At 37.8% G+C, this 2178-nt stretch carries 3 protein-coding genes and 1 pseudogene; 2 read left to right on the plus strand and 2 right to left on the minus strand.

What is annotated here, in order from left to right:
- Positions 1-448 (plus strand): helix-turn-helix domain-containing protein (locus ACXAC4_RS28110; RefSeq protein WP_475168678.1); only part of this gene is annotated, 448 nt, incomplete at its 5' end.
- Here the strand turns inward: ACXAC4_RS28110 and ACXAC4_RS28115 are convergent.
- The gene (locus ACXAC4_RS28115; protein WP_474978170.1) at positions 445-936 is read right to left on the minus strand and encodes a MepB family protein; all 492 of its coding nucleotides are present in this window, start codon (positions 934-936) and stop codon (positions 445-447) included. The two genes, ACXAC4_RS28110 and ACXAC4_RS28115, sit on opposite strands and share 4 nt — an antisense overlap.
- 25 nt (positions 937-961) lie before the next feature.
- Positions 962-1315, minus strand: coding sequence for a DUF4260 domain-containing protein (locus tag ACXAC4_RS28120; protein ID WP_474978169.1), 354 nt, complete (start codon positions 1313-1315; stop codon positions 962-964).
- Between the two features lie 336 nt (positions 1316-1651).
- Here ACXAC4_RS28120 and ACXAC4_RS28125 point away from each other — a divergent pair.
- Positions 1652-2137: pseudogene (locus tag ACXAC4_RS28125) on the plus strand (alanine:cation symporter family protein); the annotation flags it as partial.
- Between the last annotated feature and the right edge of the window lie 41 nt (positions 2138-2178).

A 2178-nucleotide genomic window follows, 5' to 3' on the forward strand; every position in this document is an offset into this window, starting at 1 on the left:
GAATATCGATAAATTCAGTGATTCAGTAATTATGGCTCAGTTAGAGTTGCTTTTGACTTATACTAACAGGTTTTACCAACGCCAGTTTATCACCAGAAAGGTAAATAGTCATTCTATATTGCAAGAGGCTGAGAAATTACTAGATGGCTACATTAATAGCGGTAAGCTGGCCACAGAAGGCATGATTACCGTTATACAATTGGCAGCTACCTTAAATATTTCACCTAATTATTTAAGTAGTTTGCTTAAGGTGCTGACGGGCCAAAACGCACAACAATTTATCCAAAATAAGATTATTGATTACGCTAAAACAAAACTTTCAACCACTACACTTAGCGTAAGCGAAATTGCCTATGAGCTAGGGTTTGAATACCCTCAATCTTTCAGCCGCCTGTTCAAAGCTAAAACCAGTCAATCGCCTTTAGAATTTAGAAAGGCCTTTTATTAAATAGATAGCAGTTCAGCTATTTTATCCGGACTATAGCCCTCTTTCAGCTCATGAAAATAGTCCGATTGCCATTTTTGAGATTTTTCAGCTTGTTTGCTCGTTACCTTATCCCAAGGGGCATATACTCTAAATGCTCTTTTGCCTTCCTTTTTATTGGTACTGACAATTCCTTTTTGTGTCAAAATTGATTTAGGTATTACAAAAATGCCAAAATTATCTTCATTGATAATGATGACCATAAAAAAATCAAAGCTGTCAAGTTCATGAAAAGGAGCTATAGGACCATGCTCGCTGCGCTTCCAAAAGGTAACAAATTGTCCGGCTTTCTTTGGGGTTAGCTTAGCTGTTCTACATATAAATCGGTTATGATTGAGTCTAAATCTGCATGCTTCATATTCGCTACTTTCCGCATCATTTTCAAAATGAGATACGGAAATACCTAGCTTATTGAAAATATAGGTTTGAAGGTGCGTTAAGTGTAAATGCATTTCAGACTTGGAAGTAGAAGTAATTTTAATTTTTGGCCATATTACTAAGATGAGTATGCTTAAAACTATCGTTGTATTTAAGGCCAAACCCAAATATACGATCCATAGCGGCATGAGCAAATAAAATGCTGCCACATAAGATAATGAGAGGGCTGTTGAATATAAATCCCATTATAAGTACAGTTATAGCCAAAAACTTGTGATGAAATATATTGTATAACATTGCACCAGTGCTGAGGTTGAACAAATACCCAGCCATAGATACGTCAGGCAATAGAAGGCAAGCGGGGAATACCCACCAAGGGTAATTTAGCTGATTGAAGAAGTATAAAGCGAGCAAAAACTGACCTACATTTTCAAGTTTTATTAAGTTTTTCATAGTCTTATTCTTTTTGTTGGTGAACTTTTACAAAGTTGAACAACTAGCAACTATGAAATCTTGATAAAAATCAAGGTTTTAGTGTTTGCTTTTTTCTAATTCGGCTGAAAGTTTCTGCTGACATACCCAGTACAGAGGCTATGTGATGGAGAGGTACTTGGTTAAATAGCTCTTTGTTTTGCTGGTAATACCGCTCATACCTTTCTTCAGGTGCTGGGTGAGCACACGAGTATGACAAACTTAACCTTAGCAATACGTAACTGAACGAAGTAACTATGTAAATTACGTATTGCTAAGGTTAACGACGGTTAGATTCACCTCTTACACAGCACCTGCATTGAACAAGCAGGCGCTGGTGCAATTGGTTATGCTGTTATGCAGGCAATGATCCAAGGGATTAAACGAGGTCTCTTCTCTAACGAAGCTGGTATGGGTAGTGCTGCCAATGCTGCAGCAACTGCAACACCAAACCCAAACCACCCTGCATCGCAAGGTTATGTACAAATGCTTGGCGTGTTTGTAGATACTATTATTATCTGTTCTGCAACTGCTGCACTTATTCTACTATCTAATCAATTAGTCCCTGAGTCTGGTGTTACTGGTATTGCTTTAACGCAAGCCGCTCTGGTTCAGCATGTTGGCGAATGGGGTGCTATTTTCATTGCAATTGCCATTTTATTCTTTGCATTTACATCTATCGTAGCTAATTACTCATATGCTGAAACAAACTTAATGTTCTTAGAGCACAATCATAAACATGGCATGCTGATCTTTAGATTAAGTGTACTTGGTATGGTGATGTTTGGCTCTGTCAGTGAACTGAGGTGCTGTGTAGAGAGGTGAATCTAACCGTCGTTAACCTT

The sequence above is a fragment of the Pseudoalteromonas sp. AWM4_233 genome (genome assembly GCF_056158285.1).